Here is a 20,162-nt window from a genome sequence, read left to right as displayed (position 1 = left end):
CTTAAGAGCCTTGCTTGCGGCTCAGGTCGCGCATTGCATCATCGAGACCATCGAGGCTCAGCGGGTACATCCGGTCATTGACCAATTGCTTCAGCATCTTGGTGCTTTGCGAGTAATTCCACTGCTTTTCCGGAACCGGATTGAGCCACACGGTGGCAGGATAGGTATTGGTTACACGCTGCATCCAGACCGCACCGGCCTCCTCGTTCATATGTTCGACGCTGCCGCCCGGATGGGTGATTTCATACGGGCTCATCGCGGCATCGCCGACGAAGATGACTTTATAATCGTGACCGAATTTGTGGAGGATATCCCAGGTCTTGGTGCGCTCCTGCCAGCGCCGCCGGTTATCCTTCCAGACGCCTTCGTAAAGGCAATTGTGGAAGTAGAAAAATTCGAGGTTCTTGAATTCGCTATTGGCCGCACTGAACAACTCTTCGCACAGCTTGATGAATGGATCCATCGACCCGCCCACGTCCAGAAATAACAGCAATTTCACGGCATTATGGCGCTCTGGCCGCATACGAATATCAAGCCAGCCCTGTTTCGCTGTACCGTCAATCGTAGCATCAAGATCGAGTTCGTCGGCAGCACCTTCGCGGGCGAACCGCCGCAGCCGGCGCAGCGCCATCTTGATATTACGGGTGCCAAGTTCCTTGGTGTTGTCGAGGTTCTTGTACTCTCGCTTTTCCCAGACCTTAATCGCGCGCTTGTGTTTGCTTTCACCGCCGATGCGGACACCCTCTGGATTGTATCCGCCATGGCCGAACGGTGAAGTACCGCCGGTGCCGATCCACTTGTTACCGCCTTCGTGGCGTTTTTCCTGTTCCTCGAGACGTTTCTTCAGCGTGTCCATGATCTCGTCCCAGTCACCGAGGGATTCGATCTTCGCCATTTCTTCCGGAGTGAGGAATTTTTCCGCAACCGCTTTCAGCCAGTCTTCCGGAATATCTACGGGGTTCTGCCCGTAATCCGTCAGCAAGCCTTTAAAGACCTTGTTGAAAACCTGGTCGAACCGGTCAAGCAGCCCTTCATCCTTCACGAAGGTTGCGCGGCTCAGATAATAGAACGCTTCGGGCGTCTGCTCGATCACATCGCGATCAAGTGCCTCCAGCAAGGTGAGGTGTTCCTTGAAGGAAGCGCCGATACCGGCTTCGCGAAGCTCGTCTACGAAATTGAAAAACATGAGTTGGTTCTAGCGAGCTGTTTGCCCGGGCACCAGAGCCCATGTGCTGGTGAGAGGATACCGGTCATGAAGAAAGTCTTCGCGACCTTAAGCCTTCGATAACCATAAGTACGTATGCCGATCACCGCGACGGAAAAGTGGGGACGCATAAGTCAATGAAACATACCGAATTCGACACCGTGGATCGCAAGTCCATCGATCTCATACCCCAGAGCTGCGGGGAGGTGACGGTCGGGTGTTCGGATGTCGCCGGCATCGTTCAGGCTGTTATCGATTCATCAGAAAAGCTTAGAGCGGAACACAACGCGCTACAGGGGACCGTAACGCAGCTTGAATCCGACCAGCAGAAAGTTTCCGAGGCAAGCGACGAGGCTCGCCTGCTTTCCGAACGTGCGATCGAGCGGCTCGGCCAAGGCACCACGCTGATCCAGTCCTCGCTCGGCCAGATTTCCGGGTTGCTTGAACTTGTTGAAACGCTGACCACTCACGTGACCGGATTTGCCGCAGCGATGGAGCAGGTGCGCCGCTGTTCCCAGGATATTGACCAGATTGCCGAAACCACGAACATTCTGGCCCTGAACGCGACCATCGAAGCGATGCGTGCCGGCGATGCCGGTCGCACTTTCGCGGTTGTGGCCAATGAAGTTAAAAACCTTGCCGGCGACACCCGCCGCGCCACCGAAGAAATCAGCCAGACTATCGACACACTGGGCGGCGAGGCCGAACTGGTGATCTCGCAGATCGAAAACGGCGCAGAGGCAAGCCGCAGCGCAAAGACCTCCGTCGCGCAGATCGAAGAAACGATCGGCGGCGTTGCTGAACTGGTTGAAGAAGTCGATCGCCAGAATGATCAAATCGCCCGTTCCACCGGTACGATCAGCGATCACGTGCACCGCGTGCAGGATGTCCTTGCGTCGTTCGACAGTGCTGCCATCGAAAACGAAGGCAAGCTGCAAAAGGCGCACAACCGGATCGAGTCGCTGGAAATTACGGCGAGCGAGATGTTCGACAGCATCGTCAAAGGCGGCCTGTCACCAAGGGACAGCGCGCTTGTCGATCAGGCGCAGACCTTTGCCAAGCAGGTAAGCGAGATCGCTGAGAAGGCGATTGCTGAGGGTACGCTTACGCAAGAGGCGCTGTTCGATACCGATTACAAGGAAATCGCAGGAAGCAATCCGAAACGGTTCCGTACCTCGCTGAGCGACTGGGCTGATGCGCACTGGCGGCCGGTCTTCGACAAGGTCGTCGCCAAGGGCGGTCCGATCAAGATGTGTTCCAGCGCGGATATGAACGGCTTTTTGCCAACACACATTTCCGATCGCTGCCGTCAACCGACAGGCGATCTGGCGCATGACACGAAATACTGCCGCAATGGACGCATCCTGCTGGAAGGCGTTGATATTTCGGCAAAACGAAGCACCGACGCCTACATGATGGCGGTCTATCGCCAGGAAGGCGACGGCTTGCAGTACCTGGTCGTGCGCAACGTTTATGTGCCGCTTTACATCAATGGCCGCCGATGGGGTGATTTCGAATTAGCATACACGCTTTGAACAGGGATATCCGGAAGACCGGAACCCTATTCGCCAAGGCAAAATAGCCCAAGGCGTTGAGGTAGGTTTGGGGGGGTTATGGAACACGCGAAAATAGAGGTGCCGAACAGCGCCATAATTGAATCGATCCCGCAGCGATGCGGTCAGGTCGTCGATTACTGCGCAGATGTCGGCGGCCTCGTTCACGCTGTTAAACGAACTTCAACCCAGCTTCGCCAAGAACATACCGCACTTCGTGACACTGTTGCCACCCTCGAACTGGACCAGGTCAAGGTGCGCGATGCCAGCGATGAAGCGCGTCTGCTGTCTGAAAAGGCGATTGAACGGCTAGGCGAGGGCAACGAACAGATCCGCGGCGCACTGGACCGTATTTCCAGCCTTATCGAACTCGTCAGCGCGCTGAGCCAGCACGTAACCGGATTTGCCGCTGCAATGGATCAGGTTCGAAAAAGCTCGAAAGACATCAACCGGATTGCCGAAACCACCAGCATCCTTGCCCTGAATGCGACGATTGAGGCGATGCGGGCAGGCGAACGGGGCAAAACATTTGCCGTTGTCGCCGACGAGGTGAAAACACTGGCGCAGGATACGCGCCTTGCCACCGACGAGATCGTGCGCACGGTGGATGCGCTGGAGATAGAGGCGACCGCAGTTGTCGGCCAGATCGAAGGCGGAGCAGGGGAAAGTGAAAAAGCGCGGGCCAGCGTATCCCAGATCGAAGAAACCCTGGGAAGCGTCACCGACCTTGTCGAAGAGGTCGACCGGCAAAACGATCAGATCGCCCGTTCCACAGCGACAATCAGCAGCCACGTGGATAGCGTGCAGAATGTTCTCCGCGGGTTTGAAGAAACCAGCGTCAGCAATGATGGCCAGCTTGAACGCGCCCATTCGCGTTTGAAGGATCTCGAAGCCATGGCGAACACCATGTTCGACAATGTCGTTCATGCTGGACTGGCGTCTGCCGATCAGCATATTGCAGAACTTGCGCTGGACGGCGCGAAGCAGGCCGAGGCACTTGTGCTGAAGGCTATCGAGGCAGGCGAACTCGATGAAGCTGCGCTGTTCGACGACAATTACCTGCCTATCGCCGGCAGCAATCCGCCGCGTTTTCGTACGCGGTTCACGGACTGGGCGCATGAACACTGGCGGCCGATACTTGATGCGGTGACAGGCAAGCGACCGGAAATCCTGTTCGCGCTGCCCAATGATCTCAACGGCTATCTTCCCACGCACATCACCGCGCAGTCAAAGGCGCCAACCGGAGATGTCAGGCACGATGAGCTTTATTGCTTCAACGGCCGGATGATCGAAAAGAGCGACGCCTGGGAGACGATGTCCGGTTCCGATTATGCCATGTACAGCTACCGCCAACCGCGCGCTGACGGCAAATTCTGGCTGATGCGCTGCGCCACCGTTCCGATCACGGTCAACGGTCGCAGGTGGGGCAATTTCGTCGTCGGTTACCGAGAGGACCTGCGCAAATAGGCGCTGGCCCTCCCATATATACCCGTATCAGGTCTGGCGGCGTGACATGAACGCCAGACGTTCGAACAACATGATATCCTGCTCATTCTTGAGAAGCGCACCGTGAAGTGGCGGGATCGCCTTTGATGGGTCCTGATCCTGCAGCACATCCAGCGGCATGTCTTCATTCAGCAGCAGTTTGAGCCAATCGAGCAGTTCGGACGTGCTCGGTTTTTTCTTCAGGCCGGGGACTTCGCGAATTTCGTAGAACACGTCCATCGCCTTGCTGACGAGGGTTTTCTGGATGCCCGGGTGGTGCACTTCGATGATCGAACGCATCGTGTCGCGGTCAGGAAACTTGATATAGTGGAAGAAACAGCGGCGCAGGAATGCGTCCGGCAATTCCTTTTCATTGTTCGAGGTGATGACCACGATCGGGCGTTCTTTGGCCACAACGCGCTCCTGCGTTTCATAAACGTCGAAGCTCATCCGGTCGAGTTCCTGGAGAAGGTCGTTCGGAAATTCGATGTCGGCCTTGTCGATTTCGTCGATCAGCAAGACAGGCAGCTGCTCGGAAGTGAATGCTTCCCAAAGCTTGCCCTTCTTGATGTAGTTGCGAATGTCGTGAACTCGCTCTTCACCCAATTGGCCATCGCGCAAGCGGGCCACAGCATCGTATTCGTACAGACCCTGCTGAGCCTTGGTCGTGGATTTTACGTTCCACTCGATCAAGGGCGCACCGACAGCCTTCGCAATTTCGTGGGCAAGCACAGTCTTGCCGGTCCCCGGCTCACCTTTAACCAGAAGCGGGCGGCGCAGTGTCACGGCCGCATCGACGGCGACTTTCAGGTCATCGGTTGCGATGTAGTCTTCGGTTCCGTCGAAACGCTTCGGTGCAGTGTCAGCCATGAGTTTTCCTGTGCAACTTGTCTTTACGTGAGCGTTAATCGGCATAAATCGAAAGGGCAAGGGTGCGGGTATGCCGACCTGCCCGGATCAAGTGAACTTGGCCTTCAACGTGCCAATCTGAGCAAGCGCTGCGCGAGAAGTTCCAACCTTGCGTTTTCGAGAGGCTGGTTCGGATCATTCCAGCCCATCGTCAGCATATGCCATTGTCCGGCCTTATCCCGCAGTAGCCATGTCAGATTCAAAACCCCCGGTTCAGACCCTCCCTTGTAACCCGCGTAAGACCAGCTTTGCGTCAATTCTGCTGGAAGCGATGGGTTTACCGACAAGATCTTCCGGGCAGTCGGATCCTCGATCTGCGCAAGCCTGACCGCCAACTGCTTCAGGTCGGATGCACTGGCGAACCATTCGACGGTGCCGATTGCCGTGGGCTGGACGAAGCGCGGTGGTTCTACTTTTGCCGGATCGCCGCCGACATCGTCCTGAAAATCATCAAGGATGCGGCGCTTGGCCGCCTCGTTCGCGGCGATATACTTCCGCAAATTGCCCTCGCTCCCTTTCAGCGCGAACAGCTCAAGCGTGCTTAGAAACGGCTTGTTTCGGGCAGGATCGGAATGACCGACGATCTCCATTTCCGCCTCGATTTTTCTGCGTCCCAGCTCGTGAAACAGCATGTCTGTCGCGGTGTTGTCGCTGATCGTGATCATCATGGTTGCCAGCGTTTGCAGGGTCATTGGCGTGCCATCTGGCCACGCCTGCAACTGTCCGCTGGGAAAGGATTTACGGTCAACGACGACAACATCATTCCAATTGCGTTCGTCCGTATTGATGGACCGGGCAAGAGCCGACAGGACGTAAAGTTTGAACGTCGAACCAATCGCCATCTGGGCATCAGGATTGAGCGAGAAGATCGGAGCGCCGGTATCGGCGAGCGGTGTGAACAGAACGGCGATCTCTCCCGGCAATGCCTCAAGTTCCGCTTCAATTTTCTCGATGTTGTCATTCAGCGGATGGAAAGAGGTGAATTGCAGCCCTGTGATCCTGTGCGGATCAGCAGGCGAGAGCGCGATGTGTCCAATCCCCATGCCGCGTTCAAATCGCACGGTCAGTCCCCCGGAATAGGCGCTGGTCGGGTTTATGCTTTCGACGACGACCGGCTTGCCGAATTCGGATTCAAGCCGTTCGCCCAACTCGATCAGCTGCTCTGCACTTACATCCTGCAGGAAGGCCGGATCGAATATGTTCTCTGCCAGCGCATCTCCCTGCAATACGGAAAGCGCCTCCGTTGCCCGCTCTTCAACAAGTGGAGCCTCCAAATCTTGTGCGGCCGCAGGAAAGGCGACCGCTGTGAACCACAAACTGAAGAGCGCAAACAGTTGCCGCATTGAAACATTCCTGAATTTTGTCGGCAGACTGTATCGCGGGATGAAGAACGCACAAGGTTGCATCACAACCACCGGACCACCACAACGAACTGATAATGCCGGAGCAGGGGCGTTTGCCGCCAGCAAATGCTCCTGACCGCGCCGCAAAGCGATTAAGGACCAGAGAAATGCCAACCGAAACGATCAGCATCAACACGGCAAAAGGCCACAGCCTATCCGGCTCTCTGGAAATGCCCACGGGTCTGGTCCGAGGTGCCGCGTTGTTCGCGCACTGCTTCACCTGCACCAAGCAGAGCCGCGCCGCAGTCGCCGTAGCGAGATCGCTGGCCAGCAAGGGATTGGCCACTTTGCGATTCGATTTTACCGGTCTCGGCGGAAGCGAGGGGGAATTTGGCCGAGCCGGTTTCGCAACCGATGTCGGCGATCTGGTTGCCGCCGCAGAGGTGCTGTTGGCGCGGTTCGGTGGCAAACTGCTGCTGGTCGGGCACAGCCTGGGCGGTGCTGCGGTGCTCGCAGCGGCAGACGATCTCGGGTTCGACAGAGTGGCGGCGATTGCAACAATCAATGCGCCATCGGACGTGCCGCACGTTCTGGAACGGATCGACGGCAACATTGCGCAAGTGATGGAGGAGGGTGAGGGCGAAGTGAACATTGGTGGACGGCCGTTCACCATCAGCAGCGCTTTCGTCGACAAGACGGTAAATGCCGATCTGCTAGGCGAAGTTTCACGCCTGCGAGCGCCCCTGTTGTTCATGCATTCTCCCATCGATCAGATCGTCAGCGTCGATCACGCAAGTCGGCTCTTTGCAGCGGCAAAACATCCGAAGAGTTTTGTCAGCCTGGACGGGGCGGATCATTTGCTGCTGAACCGGCAGGATGCAGAGTTCGCCGCGTCGGTTATCGCTGGCTGGGCTGATCGCTACCTCCCGCAAGAGGCCGACCTTCCGGCCCCCGAAGACGGTATTGTCGTGCGCAGCGGGCATGGGAAGTTCGGGACAGAGGTTCACACCACAAGTCACCGTTTCATCGCCGATGAACCATTGTCATATGGCGGGGACGACACCGGACCGAGCCCGTACGACCTTTTGCTTGCGGCGCTTGGCACCTGCACATCGATGACCATGAAAATGTACGCCGACCGCAAGAAATGGCCGCTGGAAGGCAGCACAATCGCGTTGAGGCATGAACGAAACCATGCCGAAGATTGCGAGCAGGTTTCAGTTGCAGAGGAGAGCAATATGCCTGCGCAGGCGCTCTACCGATGTATCACGCTGCACGGCGACCTGACCGAGGATCAACGTCGGCGGATTATCGAGATTGCTGACAAGTGCCCGGTCCACCGCACTCTGGAGGGACATCTGCACATCCATACAGCGTCTAGCGAGTAACCCTTAGCTGAGCGCGACGAAGCAATTCAGGGCAAGGAACCCCGCAAGCATAGTGATGGTCGCGATCCGCCATGCCAGCGCTGCGTTACCGATCCCGCGCTGCCAAGTGATCCATCCAATCGTACCTGTCACCAGTGCCGACGCCATGACAATCGCAATGGGGCCGCTCCCGAGAGTGAGCATGAAAACGATGGGCATCGCGATGCATTGAAGTACCAGCGCACCGGCAAACCAGGCAATCGGGATCGGCCGGTAGATAACATCGGGCGTGTACCAGTCGGGCAGCGAACTGTCGGGGCGGGACAAGCGCCGATCGCCTGCCCAAATGTCTTCTTCGGCGGGATCGGGCCGATCGTCAGGCATCGATCAGATCGCGGTCCATATCGCCGGCATTGTTCTGGATGAAATTGAACCGGTGTTCGGGATTCCGTCCCATCAGCTGGTCGACCAGTTCCTTCACCGCCGCCCGCTGTTCGAATTCGGGCGGCAGGGTGATCCGCACCAGTGACCGCGTTTCAGGGTTCATGGTGGTTTCGCGCAGCTGCGCCGGGTTCATTTCGCCAAGGCCCTTGAACCGCCCGACTTCGACCTTTTTACCCTTGAAGACAGTTGCCTCAAGTTCTGCACGGTGTGCATCATCACGGGCATAGAGGCTCTCTTTACCCGCTGTCAGACGGTAGAGAGGGGGCTGAGCCAGAAACAGGTGCCCCTTGCGCACGATTTCCGACATTTCCTGGAAGAAGAATGTCATCAGCAGCGTCGCGATGTGCGCGCCATCGACATCCGCATCGGTCATGATGATGATCCTGTCGTAACGCAGGTTCTCCGGATCACAATCCTTGCGGGTGCCGCAGCCCATGGCGAGCGACAGATCGGCGATTTCCTGATTTGCGCGGATCTTGTCAGCGGTGGCGCTGGCCACGTTGAGGATCTTGCCCCGGATGGGCAGGATTGCCTGAGTCTTGCGGTTACGTGCCTGTTTCGCGCTGCCGCCTGCCGAATCGCCTTCGACGATGAACAATTCAGTCTCGCCTTCGCCGTCGCCGGAACAGTCCGTCAACTTGCCGGGCAGGCGCAACTTCTTCGCATTGGTAGCAGTCTTGCGCTTGATCTCGCGTTCCTGCTTGCGGCGAAGCCGCTCGTCCATTCGCTCCATCACCTGACCAAGCAGCGCCTTGCCGCGTTCCATGTTGTCGGTCAGAAAATGGTCGAAATGATCGCGAACGGCATTTTCCACCAACCGCGCCGCTTCGGGTGAGGTCAGACGGTCCTTGGTCTGCGACTGAAATTGTGGATCCCGGATGAAGACAGACAGCATCACTTCACCGCCGACCATCACGTCATCGGCTGAAATGTCCTTCGCCTTCTTGGTGCCGGTCAGATCACCGAAGGCGCGCAGCCCCTTGGTCAGCGCCGCACGCAGCCCCTGTTCGTGCGTCCCGCCATCGGGGGTCGGCACGGTGTTACAATACCAGCTGGTCGATCCATCGGAATAGAGCGGCCATGCGCAGGCCCATTCGACCCTGCCGAGCGATTGCCCGTCTTCGTCATCAGGAAAATCCTGATTGCCGGCGAAGGGCTGTGCGGTCACACATTCGCGCGACCCGATCTGTTCGGCCAGATGGTCTGCAAGTCCGCCGGGAAACTTGAAGACCGCCTCTGCTGGCACATCATCGCTGACCAGGCTGTCTGCACATTTCCAGCGGATTTCGACGCCTGCAAAAAGGTATGCCTTAGACCGAGCCAGCTTGAACAGGCGGCGCGGCTTGAACTGGCGATCGCCAAAGATTTCCGTGTCGGGCGTGAAGCTGACGGTTGTGCCGCGCCGGTTCGGTGTGGGGCCGAGCTTTTCGATGGGGCCCAGGGTTTCGCCCCTTGCGAACTTTTGCACATAGAGCTGCCTGTCGCGGGCAACTTCGACCCTGGTGTCACTGCTCAGCGCGTTGACCACACTTACGCCGACACCGTGCAAGCCGCCGGATGTTGCGTAAGCTTTGCCGGAGAACTTGCCGCCCGAGTGCAGCGTCGAAAGGATAACTTCCAGCGTCGATTTCCCGGGAAACTTGGGATGTTCGTCCACCGGGATACCGCGGCCATTGTCGGCAATGGTCAGCCGGTTGCCTTCTTCCAGCGAAACCTCGATCCGGGTTGCGTGTCCGGCGACAGCTTCATCCATCGCATTGTCGAGAACTTCGGCCGCAAGATGGTGCAGGGCACGGTCATCGGTGCCGCCAATATACATCCCGGGACGGCGGCGTACCGGCTCAAGCCCTTCCAGCACCTCGATGGATGAGGAATCGTAATCGCCGCTCGATGCGGGGGTACCTTCGAAAAGATCGTCAGACATTGTCCCGCTATAAGCCCGCGTTTCACGCGCTTACAAGCGGGACTCAGTCTTTATCGTCAGTCAGCGAAGTTCGAGGGGGCTTTCTCTACCACGACCACCGATCCGTCGCGCACCTCGCGAACTTCCATCGCCCGGTCGGCAACGCCGCTACGCATGAAGCGGAACGGGCCGTCAACGCCAAGGAAACCGCCAGATTCGTACATTTGCGACTGTGGGAAGGATCGTCCGACTTTCCAGTCTTGCGCAACCTTCAGCGTGAGCAGCACGCTATCGAAGCCGAGCGTCGAAATACGGTGCGGCTGATTGCCGAACCGTTGGCGGTAACTGTCGGAATACCTTTTGAACCGGTCATCCGAGACGGCAGAGAACCATGCCCCGCGCAGCGCGGAGGTGCGCGGCACGCTTGCCTCGCCGCTGAGCAGTTCTGTACCCAGCAACTGATAGGATGTTGTCCCGGCCGATTTCAGTTCGCCCGCCGCAAGAGCCGCGAGGCGTGCGCCGTCCGCGATAAGCACAGTGTCGACACCGCTGCGCTGGGCGATGCGCTGCGCTGCGCTGACAATCGAAGTGTTGCCTCGGCGATAGCTTTCGGTTGCGACAAGCCGGCCGCCAGCGGCACGGATGGCCTTTTCAAGTGCCGCCTGTGCTGCGGTTCCATAGTCACCTTCCGGGATGATCGCAGCAAATTGGCGCGAACCGCGCTTCTGTGCGTATTCGATTGTCCGCTCGATCGACTGGTTCGGAATATGGCCCATCACGTACACATCGGGACCGGCCACGGTCGCGTCGTTGGAATAGGAAATAAGCGGAATGTTGGCGGGGCGTGCCTCTGCCAGAACCAGCGGAACATTATTTGCCAGAAGCGGCCCGAGGATCAATTTGTTGCCATCGGCCACCGCCTTGCGTGCCGCATCGCGGGCACCGCGTGACGTATCATAGGTTGTGATCCGTAGATTAGACGCATTGGTGTCGAGCAGCGCCATGGTTGCCCCATTGGCGATCGAATTGCCGACATCTGCATTGTCGCCGGACAACGGCACCAACAGTGCAATCCGGTGGCGCGTTTCGTCAGTCGGCAGCGCTGTGGCGCTCGGTTCCGGCGTCGGCCCGGTGGCAGGCCCGCTGGTCGAAGTGGTCGGGCCCTTCGGTATCACCTGACAGCCAGCCAGCAACGCTGCCGTGCCGGCAACCATCAAGCTGCGGCGATTGATACCGATATTGCCCAAATTAAAACGCTTCATCCTTGCGATCCCTCTCATGCTTGGTCCATTGGGATGCAGTGACCAGCAATGCCCCCTCAAATGCCAAACCGGCTACTCTGTCTGCCGGTCTCTATATAGTCGCTACGCCGATTGGCAATCTTGGCGATATAACGCTCCGCGCAGTAGACGTATTGAAGCGATGCGATGGCGTCGCCTGCGAAGATACGCGCGTCACCGGCAAGCTGCTCAAGCATCTGGGAATCAGCAAGCCGCTCTGGCGCTATAACGATCATAGCGAGGATAATGACCGCCAGCGCCTGATCGCATCGATGCGCGACCGCGCCGTGGTGCTGGTAAGCGATGCAGGGACACCGCTGATTTCCGATCCCGGTTATCGGCTGGTCCGCGATGCACGCGAGCAGGGGATTGAAATAACAAGCCTGCCCGGTGCCTGCGCGGTTGTTACCGGCCTGACCCTGTCCGGGCTGCCGAATGACCGGTTCCTGTTTGCGGGATTTCTTCCCAACAAGGACAAGGCGCGCGGCGATGTTCTGGCCGAACTTGCTCCGGTTGATACGACGCTGGTTTTTTACGAAACCGGGCCGAGGCTTCTCAAATCGCTGGATGCGATTGCTGCGGTTTTGCCCGGGCGTGAAGTTTCAGTGGCGCGGGAACTGACCAAGCTCCACGAAGAATGCCGCACAGGTTCACCGGATGAACTTTCAGCGCATTATTCGCAGCATCCGCCAAAGGGCGAAATCGTGCTGATGGTCTCACCCCCGGCCAAACAGAAAGCCAATGCTGAGGATGCCGACGCCATGCTGGCCGAAGCATTGAAAGACATGAAAGCATCGCAGGCCGTTGCCAAGGTTGCCAAGGCAACCGGGCTCGACCGCAAACTTCTCTACAACCGTGCCATGGAACTGCGCGGGAAATGAAGCGGCAAATTGCCGAACAAAGCGGCCGTGACGGTGAACGCCGCGCGGCAATGTGGCTGCGCATGAAGGGCTGGTCGATACTGGGCCAGAGGATCAAGACCCCGCTTGGCGAAATCGACCTGATCGCACGGCGGGGCGGTGTGGTCGCATTTATCGAAGTCAAATGGCGGAAGAAGGCGGTCGATCTCGATCACGCGATTGATGAATACCGGCTGCGCAGGGTGGCCTCTGCCTTGGAAGCAGTCGCGCACAAATATGCGGCCGATGGCGAGGATATTCGCGTTGACGTGATCCTCCTTGCGCCGGGCGCGTTCCCTCGCCACATCGTCAATGCATGGCAGCCATGAAGGCAGCCGGAAAACAGGAATAGAACATGAGCCTGCGCGTAGCTGTCCAGATGGACCCGATGGATTCGATCAATATTGCAGGCGATTCCAGTTTCGCACTGATGCTGTCAGCGCAGGACCGGGGGATGGAAGTCTGGCACTACGATGTCGCCTCGCTTGCCTATGAGACAGGCGATGCTCCCGGTGCCAGGATTACCGCCCATGCCGCGCCGGTGAAGGTCCAGAGGGTGGAGGGCGATCATTATACGATCGGCGAACGACGCCGGATCGATCTGGCGCAGGATATCGACGTGGTCCTGATGCGGCAGGATCCGCCGTTCCACCTTGGCTATATCAGCTCCGCCTTGCTGCTGGACCGGCTCAAGGGGCAGACGCTGGTCATCAACGACCCGCGCGAGGTGGTGAACGCACCTGAAAAAATGTTCGTGCTGGATTACGCACGCTTCATGCCGCCCACGCTGATTGCAAGGTCGGTAGAAGATGTGCGCGCGTTCCAGGACAAACACGGCAGCGTTGTCGTGAAACCGCTGCATGGCAATGGCGGGAAAGCCATCTTCAAGATCGGCGATGACCGGATGAACACCTCTGCCCTGTTCGAAGTGTTCAATCAGACATGGCCGGAACCTCACATGGTCCAGCCATTCCTTCCTGAAGTGTCGGAGGGCGACAAGCGTATCGTGCTGGTCGATGGCGAATTTGCCGGGGCGATCAACCGGAAACCGGGCAAGGGCGAATTCCGCTCAAACCTGGCGCAGGGCGGTTATGCAGAGGCTGCCGACCTTACCGCACGTGAGGAAGAAATCTGTGCCGCCATGGGGCCGGAACTCAAGAAACGCGGGCTGGTGTTTGTCGGGATCGATGTGATCGGCGGCAAATGGCTGACCGAAATCAATGTCACTTCGCCCACCGGGATTGTCGCAATCGACAAGTTCAACGGCACCGACACGCCGGGCCGCATCTGGGACGCTATCGAGGCGCGGCTCTAATCGTCCCGCTCGCGCGGGTGCGCCCCGCGATAGGTGTCGAGCAAGGTCGCTGCGTCGACCTTCGTGTAAATCTGCGTGCTGCCGAGGCTGGCGTGGCCAAGCAGTTCCTGCAGGCTTCTGAGGTCCGCGCCGGCACCCAGCAGATGCGTGGCGAAACTGTGTCGCAGCGCGTGCGGGGTCGCGGTAGCCGGCAGGCCCAGCGCAATGCGGGCACGGGCCATCGCCTTCTGAACCATTCCGGGGCTTAGCGGGCCGCCCTTTACCCCGCGAAACAGCGACTTGTCTGGTTCGATCGGCCAGGGCGACAGCGCGGCATACTGCGCGACAGCTTCCCGCACGGCAGGGATGATCGGCACGATCCGCTGTTTGTTGCCTTTGCCGGTAACAGCCAGCGTTTCGCCCAGCGGCACATCATTACCATTCAGCGAGAGAGCCTCTGCGATGCGCAGCCCGGCACCGTAAAGCAGCAGCAACACAGCCCTGTCGCGCGCACCAACCCAGTCATCCTGAGCCATGCCCTCGACGAGGTCGGCAATGTTGGTCGCATCATCCGGCGTGACGGGGCGGGGCAGGCCTTTCTTGATGCGCGGGCCTCTCAGCCGCGGCGCGCCTTCTTCGGCCAATCCTGCCTGTTCGCGGGCAAACTTGACGAAGGATTTGATCGCGGAAAGTTCGCGGGCGGTCGACGCATTGCTCAGCCCATCCTGCCGCCGGCTGGCCAAATGCCCGCGAAGCTGCGCCGTATTCAGCTGGGCGAGGCTGGCCCAGTTAGCGGCACCGGTGCGTTCGATCAGCAGCCTTGCCGCGGCAAGATATGCCCTGACTGTATGCGGTGAACGGCGGCGTCCCTGTGCCAGATGGTTGCCCCAATCTTCGAGAACATCCGCTTTGCTCATGCCTCGACCAGTTCGGCGCTGACAATCTCGCCGAGTAATGCGTCGAGGACAGGCATACCCTTGCATGTAACTCGAAGCCTGTCTTCGCCCGCACTCAGGAAGCCGAGGTCGCGAAATGTTGCGATCTTTCCAGCATCCACCAGATCCGCAACGGCAATGCCGAAACGCGTGGATATTTCTGCAAGTGAAATCCCCTCTGCCAGACGAAGGCCCATCAGCAATGCTTCTGACGCGCTCTCACTGTCGGTGAGTTTTCGCTCTTCTTTCAGCCCGTTTTCGTGAATGCCGACAGATTGGAGATAATTCTCCGGCTTCTTGTGCCGCAGGGTCGCGGTTCCGCCGCGCCGGCCATGCGCCCCGGGGCCGATCCCGCAGTAATCCTGATACCGCCAGTATGTCAGGTTGTGACGACTTTCCTGCCCGGGCCGCGCATGATTGCTGACCTCGTAAGCGGGAATACCGGCGGCAGCCGTCATCTCGCGGGTCAGTTCGAACAGGTCTGCCGACGGGTCATCATCCAGCGGAGCAAATGCCCCGATCCGAACATCGGTCGCGAACCGCGTATTGGGTTCAATCGTCAATTGGTAGAGCGAGAGATGGTCCGTTCCAAACGACAGCGCGCGCGAAAGTTCATCCGCCCAATCCTCTGCTGTCTGTTTTGGACGCGCATAGATCAGGTCGAAACTGGTCCGGGTAAAATGACGCTGCGCGACCTCCAGCGCTCTTATCCCTTCGTCTACCGAATGAAGCCTGCCGAGGAAGGATAACTGATCATCGCGCAGCGATTGCAGACCCAGGCTGACCCGGTTGATTCCGGCATCAGCCAGACCGGCGAATTTCGCCGCTTCGACGGAAGATGGATTTGCCTCCAGCGTGATTTCGATATCAGGTTCGAAGCCCCACAACCGTTCAGCCTCGCCGAGCAGTGATCCGACCAGTTCCGGCGGCATCAAAGAAGGCGTGCCGCCGCCAAAGAATATCGACTTGAGCGTTTCGCCGCCTGCCAGCGCCGCCTCATGCCGCATGTCTGCAATCAGCGCAGCTTCCCACCGGGCATGGTCAACCGTGCTGCGAACATGGGAATTGAAGTCGCAATAAGGGCATTTTTTGAGGCAGAAGGGCCAATGGATATAGAGCGCGCGGGCCATAATCTCAGTTTAGCCGCCAAGTCCGGCATTAGCCAAATTGTTCACTGACCAGCTTGGCGAACGCATCTGCCCGGTGGCTCATCGCGTGCTTCTGCGCCGGATCAAGTTCCGCAAAGGTCTGGTCCATGCCTGCCGGAACAAAAACGGGATCGTATCCAAAGCCCATTGTACCGCGTGGCGGCCACGTGAGGGCACCATCGATGCGGCCTTCGTAAACCGCGCTTTCCCCGTCCGGCCAGGCAATAGCCAGGACGCAGGAGAACCACGCATCGCGCGGCGCATCGGGGCCTTTTTCGGCCAGCATACCTTCGACCTTGCCCATCGCCATATACCAGTCCCGGCCCGCAGGTCCTTCAAACCATTGGCGTTCTGCCCAGTCGGCAGTGTACACGCCCGGCCTGCCATCCAGTGCGGCGACTGACAGACCGCTATCGTCAGCGAGCGAGACAATCCCCGAAGCTTCTGCCGCTGCGCGCGCCTTTATCAGCGCGTTCTGGGCGAAGGTCGTTCCGGTTTCCGGCGGTTCCGGCAGGCCCAGTGAGCCTGCCGAAAGGCATTTCACGCCATACGGCTCCAGCAGCGCAGAAATTTCTCTCAGCTTGCCCGCATTATGCGTCGCAATGACGAGCGAGCCGGAGCCGAGGCGCCTGGTCATTTGGTCGCAGCTCGCTGTGCGGCGAAGATACCGTCGCAGCCGATGTTGGCCAGTCGGAGCAGGCGCAGCAGACCTTCCTCGTCATATGTCGCGCCTTCTGCGGTCGCCTGAACTTCGGCGATTTGTCCCCCTTCGATCAAAACGAAATTGGCATCGGCATCGGCGTTGCTGTCTTCGGCGTAATCCAGATCCAGAACCGGGGTGCCGTTGTAGATGCCGCAGCTGATCGCAGCGACCTGCGCGGTGATCGGATCATCCTTGATCGCACCGGCTTCCATCAGCGAATTGATGGCAAGGCGCAGGGCCACCCATGCTCCGGAAATCGAAGCAGTGCGGGTGCCGCCGTCCGCCTGAAGCACATCGCAATCCAGAGTGATCTGACGCTCGCCAAGTTTCTTCATGTCGACCACTGCGCGCAGGGAGCGTCCGATCAGACGCTGAATTTCCTGTGTCCGCCCGCTTTGCTTGCCCTTGGCAGCTTCGCGTCCGCCGCGTGTGTGCGTGGCGCGGGGCAGCATGGAATATTCACCGGTGACCCAGCCTTCACCTTTGCCGCGCAGCCATGGCGGGATCCGTTCTTCGACACTTGCAGTGCAAAGCACGCGCGTATCACCGCAGCTGATCAGGCAAGAGCCTTCCGCGTGCTTGGTAAAGCCTGTTTCGAAAGAGATGGCGCGCATTTCATCAGGCGCGCGGCCGGAAGGTCGCATAAATTGAAGTCCTTTGATCGTTTGTTGCGGCTGCGTTAGGCGCAAGGGGCTTGAGGCCGCAAGGCCAGTGATTAGATTGTACCTATGTCGAATGTTCCACTCAATGAGCTAACCGAGCGCGCAAGGGCGATTTTCCAGCTCGTGGTGGAGGGGTATCTCGCTGATGGGCAGCCCGTTGGATCCAAAATGCTGGCCACCGATGGCAGGGTGAACCTGTCCCCGGCGTCAATCAGATCGGTACTGGCAGATCTGGAAGGACTGGGCTTGCTTGCGGCGCCGCACACCAGCGCTGGCCGGATGCCCACGGATACCGGGCTCCGGCTGTTCGTCGACGGGATGATGCAAGTGGCGGAACCTTCGAAAGAAGAGCGTACCGCTATCGAACAAAGGCTGGGCGAACCCGGTCCGATCGAACAGGCGCTGGAAGCAACAAGTTCGCTGCTCTCGGATATCTCGGGTGCGGCCGGCATGGTCATGGTGCCGCAGCGTGAAGTACGCCTGCGCCAATTCAGCATAGTGCCGCTATCGGCGCAGCAAGTGCTTGCCGTGCTGGTGGGCCTCGACGGGCAGGTTGAAAACCGGGTGGTCGATCTATCCACTCCCGCCGACCCGTCAGTGCTTGAACAGGCTTCAAACTTCATCAATTCGCGCCTTTCGGGCAAGACGCTGGCCGAGGCGGCAGGCGAACTGCGCCGTGAAATCGCCTCAGGACATTCAGCATTGGACAATGCGAGCAGCGATCTTGTCCAGCGCGGACTCGCGGTTTGGACGAAGGATCCGGCACAGCGCCCGGTCCTGATCGTCAGGGGTCAGGCCAATCTGCTCGACGACGGGGCAATCCAGGACCTGGAGCGGGTCCGTTCGTTGCTGGATGATCTGGAAAGCAAACAATCGGTCGCCGAACTGCTGGAAGACGCGCGCGAAGCCGAATCGACCCGCATATTCATAGGTTCTGAAAACCGCCTGTTCTCGCTTTCAGGTTCATCGGTCATTGCATCGCCATACCGTGACAGCGAAGGAAAAGTGGTGGGAGTACTGGGTGTGATAGGCCCAACTCGGTTGAATTACGCGCGTGTCGTCCCCATGGTTGATTTTACAGCTCGATCCCTCGGGAAACTAATCGGGTAATCAGACAGAACATCGTTCAGGTGGAACATTTCAAATGACGGATACGAACAAGCCGGAACCCAGTGGGTCCGACGCACAGGATAAGGCTGTCGAAGAGGAACTGAAGGGCGTGCCCGAGGAATTCCTTGATGATGGTGACGAAGATCAAAGCGGGGAAGGCGGGCTTGAAGAAGCGCTAGCCGGGCTGCGCAGTGATCTGGAAGCGGCCAAGCAGGAAACGCTTTACGCCAAAGCCGAAACGCAGAACGTCCGCCGCCGGATGGAAAAAGACGTGACCGATGCACGCGCCTATGCAGCAACCGGATTTGCCCGCGACATTCTGTCGGTGTCCGACAATCTGGCGCGCGCGCTCGATTCCGTGCCGCAGGAATTGCGCGATGACGAAAAGTTCAAGGGGCTGGTCGCCGGTATCGAGGCAACCCAGCGTGAACTGGACAAGGTTTTCGGCCAGCACGGCATCACCCGCATCGCATCCATGGGTTTGCCGCTCGATCCGAACCAGCATCAGGCAATGATGGAAGTCCCTTCGGACAAGCACGAACCGGGCACCATCGTTCAGGAAATGCAGGCCGGCTTCATGATCAAGGATCGCTTGCTGCGCCCGGCAATGGTCGGCGTGGCCAAGAAGCCCGACTGACACCCGGTAACCGAATACGGTGATGACAGGCGCCTCCCCGGGAGATGTTCCGGGGAGGCGCGCTGCCTTAAACCAGCTGCGCGCGGTTTTCGTCGCGGTGCTTCTTCAGATATTTCATGAACGGTGTCCCGCCCGTGCCGACATCGGGGTCATTGCCCGATATCGAGCCAGCCTGCTTGTTGATGTAGCTGGCCGCGTATTCGAGATGCCGGGTGCGGAAACGCGCCACCTGCTCTACGCAGGCATTGAACGCTTCTTTCAGCGGCGCCGACCCAGACTTGGTCACGAATTCCCGCAAATTCGAACCGGCTGCCAGATCCTCGATAAACCGCCGGTGATTGACCGGGCGGTACTGGTGCAATTCATCGAGGAAGCTCTTCAGCGGATCATCGCTGTGCCGCACGCCAAAAAGCGCGTCCATTGCAGGGACGATCGAGCTTTGCGAACCGGTTTGACCGCGTAGCGCCTGCGGCTTGCCGTCATACTTGGCGATGCCTTCATAAATCAGGCCGCCATCAAGTGCTGGATTGTTTGCCCAACCGTGGATGTATGGGCGGACCCGGTGAAAATACACGTAGGGATCGCAGCGTTCGGTCATCCGCTTGAATACGTCATAAATACGTTCCCAAGCGCCATCCATTTCAACCAGCAGCCGCTCTGCCTCGGCTTCGTCTTCATGGTTGACGGCATCGATCAGCCTGGTTGCATTGTCCAGCAACACCCCTGCTTCAGCCTCGATCGCGACATGGATCATCACGAACCAGTTTTCGTCATCTCCGCCGGCAAAGTTCTGATACATATAAACATTGTCGAGCGTGATCGGACCGGATTTGTCGAGCCTCGCCCAATTGTCGAGGACGTATCCCGAATATGGCAGCAACGGCGCCTGACCCAGGTGATCGGCGATCGCGACTATCGGCCTCGAGAGATTTGCCGGAAGGAATTGCGGCGGGGCTTCCTCACCCCAGACATAGGATTGAACGAGGAAGGAATAATGCACCATCGCAGTGCGGACCTGTTCCTCTGGTGCCTCGCGCACCCAGTCCTCCAGTTCGGGATCGGGCAATTGATCTAGCCAGTGGCGAACCCGGCCGGTTGACAGCAGACCTGACAGATTGCCGGCTGCTTCGCAGATGGGCGCGAATTGCGAGGGGAGGGTGATCTCGTCAATCTCGTAATGCGAAAGGTAGCCGCGCTCGCGCGACATTGCGTAGTCTTTAAGCTCCATTGTTGTGACTCGTTCGCCAAGCGCGGGTTTGGCCGCTTGGACCCGTATTTGGTAACGA

Annotated in this window: 19 protein-coding genes; 8 read left to right on the top strand and 11 right to left on the bottom strand. The window is 58.7% G+C overall.

Features of this window, described 5'->3' with window-relative positions:
* Position 1: 1 nt before the first annotated feature.
* Positions 2-1,186: a vWA domain-containing protein gene (locus GRI43_RS04540; protein ID WP_160729872.1), complete on the bottom strand. Its 1,185-nt coding sequence runs from the start codon at positions 1,184-1,186 to the stop codon at positions 2-4.
* 155 nt (positions 1,187-1,341) lie between these two features.
* Here GRI43_RS04540 and GRI43_RS04535 point away from each other — a divergent pair, with 155 nt between their 5' ends.
* Positions 1,342-2,739: a methyl-accepting chemotaxis protein gene (locus tag GRI43_RS04535; protein WP_160729871.1), complete on the top strand. Its 1,398-nt coding sequence runs from the start codon at positions 1,342-1,344 to the stop codon at positions 2,737-2,739.
* A 78-nt stretch (positions 2,740-2,817) separates the two neighbouring features.
* On the top strand, positions 2,818-4,224 hold the full coding sequence (locus GRI43_RS04530) for a methyl-accepting chemotaxis protein (protein ID WP_160729870.1): 1,407 nt from the start codon (positions 2,818-2,820) through the stop codon (positions 4,222-4,224).
* Between the two features lie 27 nt (positions 4,225-4,251).
* Here the strand turns inward: GRI43_RS04530 and GRI43_RS04525 are convergent, their stop codons facing one another.
* Positions 4,252-5,112 carry an AAA family ATPase gene (locus GRI43_RS04525; protein WP_160729869.1) on the bottom strand — a complete coding sequence of 287 codons (861 nt, stop codon included), beginning with the start codon at positions 5,110-5,112 and terminating at the stop codon, positions 4,252-4,254.
* A 104-nt stretch (positions 5,113-5,216) separates the two neighbouring features.
* Complete coding sequence (locus GRI43_RS04520; RefSeq protein WP_160729868.1) at positions 5,217-6,494, bottom strand: serine hydrolase; 1,278 nt, start codon at positions 6,492-6,494, stop codon at positions 5,217-5,219.
* Between the two features lie 167 nt (positions 6,495-6,661).
* On the opposite strand from GRI43_RS04520, the gene GRI43_RS04515 reads away from it, so the two are divergent.
* Positions 6,662-7,882 (top strand): bifunctional alpha/beta hydrolase/OsmC family protein, encoded by a 1,221-nt coding sequence (locus GRI43_RS04515; protein ID WP_160729867.1) that lies wholly within the window; start codon positions 6,662-6,664, stop codon positions 7,880-7,882.
* Positions 7,883-7,885: 3 nt separating this feature from the next.
* On the opposite strand, the gene GRI43_RS04510 is transcribed toward GRI43_RS04515, so the two are convergent.
* From GRI43_RS04510 to GRI43_RS04500, 3 genes are read right to left on the bottom strand one after another with little or no spacing between them, the layout of a single operon-like run.
* Entirely contained in the window at positions 7,886-8,245 is a 360-nt protein-coding gene (locus GRI43_RS04510) for a hypothetical protein (protein ID WP_160729866.1), read from the bottom strand.
* Entirely contained in the window at positions 8,238-10,229 is a 1,992-nt protein-coding gene (parE, locus tag GRI43_RS04505; protein ID WP_160729865.1) for a DNA topoisomerase IV subunit B, read from the bottom strand. Before parE ends, GRI43_RS04510 begins: the two co-directional genes overlap by 8 nt.
* A 56-nt stretch (positions 10,230-10,285) precedes the next feature.
* Positions 10,286-11,470, bottom strand: a complete 1,185-nt coding sequence (locus GRI43_RS04500; RefSeq protein ID WP_202391589.1) for a penicillin-binding protein activator — start codon at positions 11,468-11,470, stop codon at positions 10,286-10,288.
* Positions 11,471-11,508: 38 nt separating this feature from the next.
* On the opposite strand from GRI43_RS04500, the gene rsmI reads away from it, so the two are divergent.
* The 3 genes from rsmI to gshB are packed head-to-tail and all read left to right on the top strand — an operon-like array spanning position 11,509 to position 13,702.
* Complete coding sequence (gene rsmI, locus GRI43_RS04495) at positions 11,509-12,369, top strand: 16S rRNA (cytidine(1402)-2'-O)-methyltransferase (protein ID WP_160729864.1); 861 nt, start codon at positions 11,509-11,511, stop codon at positions 12,367-12,369.
* On the top strand, positions 12,366-12,716 hold the full coding sequence (locus GRI43_RS04490; RefSeq protein WP_160729863.1) for a YraN family protein: 351 nt from the start codon (positions 12,366-12,368) through the stop codon (positions 12,714-12,716). Before rsmI ends, GRI43_RS04490 begins: the two co-directional genes overlap by 4 nt.
* A 26-nt stretch (positions 12,717-12,742) precedes the next feature.
* A complete protein-coding gene (gshB, locus tag GRI43_RS04485; protein ID WP_160729862.1) occupies positions 12,743-13,702 on the top strand; it encodes a glutathione synthase in 960 nt (319 codons plus the stop codon).
* On the opposite strand, the gene GRI43_RS04480 is transcribed toward gshB, so the two are convergent.
* From GRI43_RS04480 to rph, 4 genes are read right to left on the bottom strand one after another with little or no spacing between them, the layout of a single operon-like run.
* Positions 13,699-14,598, bottom strand: coding sequence for a tyrosine recombinase XerC (locus GRI43_RS04480; RefSeq protein WP_160729861.1), 900 nt, complete (start codon positions 14,596-14,598; stop codon positions 13,699-13,701). The genes gshB and GRI43_RS04480 overlap by 4 nt on opposite strands.
* On the bottom strand, positions 14,595-15,746 hold the full coding sequence (hemW, locus tag GRI43_RS04475) for a radical SAM family heme chaperone HemW (protein WP_160729860.1): 1,152 nt from the start codon (positions 15,744-15,746) through the stop codon (positions 14,595-14,597). Before hemW ends, GRI43_RS04480 begins: the two co-directional genes overlap by 4 nt.
* Positions 15,747-15,774: 28 nt before the next feature.
* Positions 15,775-16,401 (bottom strand): RdgB/HAM1 family non-canonical purine NTP pyrophosphatase, encoded by a 627-nt coding sequence (rdgB, locus tag GRI43_RS04470; protein WP_160729859.1) that lies wholly within the window; start codon positions 16,399-16,401, stop codon positions 15,775-15,777.
* On the bottom strand, positions 16,398-17,111 hold the full coding sequence (gene rph, locus GRI43_RS04465; protein ID WP_160729858.1) for a ribonuclease PH: 714 nt from the start codon (positions 17,109-17,111) through the stop codon (positions 16,398-16,400). Before rph ends, rdgB begins: the two co-directional genes overlap by 4 nt.
* Before the next feature lie 84 nt (positions 17,112-17,195).
* Here rph and hrcA point away from each other — a divergent pair, with 84 nt between their 5' ends.
* Both hrcA and grpE read left to right on the top strand, forming a co-directional pair.
* Positions 17,196-18,239 carry a heat-inducible transcriptional repressor HrcA gene (hrcA, locus tag GRI43_RS04460; RefSeq protein ID WP_160729857.1) on the top strand — a complete coding sequence of 348 codons (1,044 nt, stop codon included), beginning with the start codon at positions 17,196-17,198 and terminating at the stop codon, positions 18,237-18,239.
* A gap of 34 nt (positions 18,240-18,273) precedes the next feature.
* Entirely contained in the window at positions 18,274-18,876 is a 603-nt protein-coding gene (grpE, locus tag GRI43_RS04455) for a nucleotide exchange factor GrpE (RefSeq protein ID WP_160729856.1), read from the top strand.
* A gap of 67 nt (positions 18,877-18,943) precedes the next feature.
* Here the strand turns inward: grpE and GRI43_RS04450 are convergent, their stop codons facing one another.
* Positions 18,944-20,104 carry a PrnB family protein gene (locus GRI43_RS04450; RefSeq protein ID WP_160729855.1) on the bottom strand — a complete coding sequence of 387 codons (1,161 nt, stop codon included), beginning with the start codon at positions 20,102-20,104 and terminating at the stop codon, positions 18,944-18,946.
* Positions 20,105-20,162: the final 58 nt, after the last annotated feature.

This window comes from Pontixanthobacter luteolus (assembly GCF_009828095.1).
Lineage (GTDB): Bacteria > Pseudomonadota > Alphaproteobacteria > Sphingomonadales > Sphingomonadaceae > Pontixanthobacter > Pontixanthobacter luteolus.
Note: the sequence above shows the minus strand (reverse complement) of the source record. Positions and strands in the feature narration are given on the sequence as shown.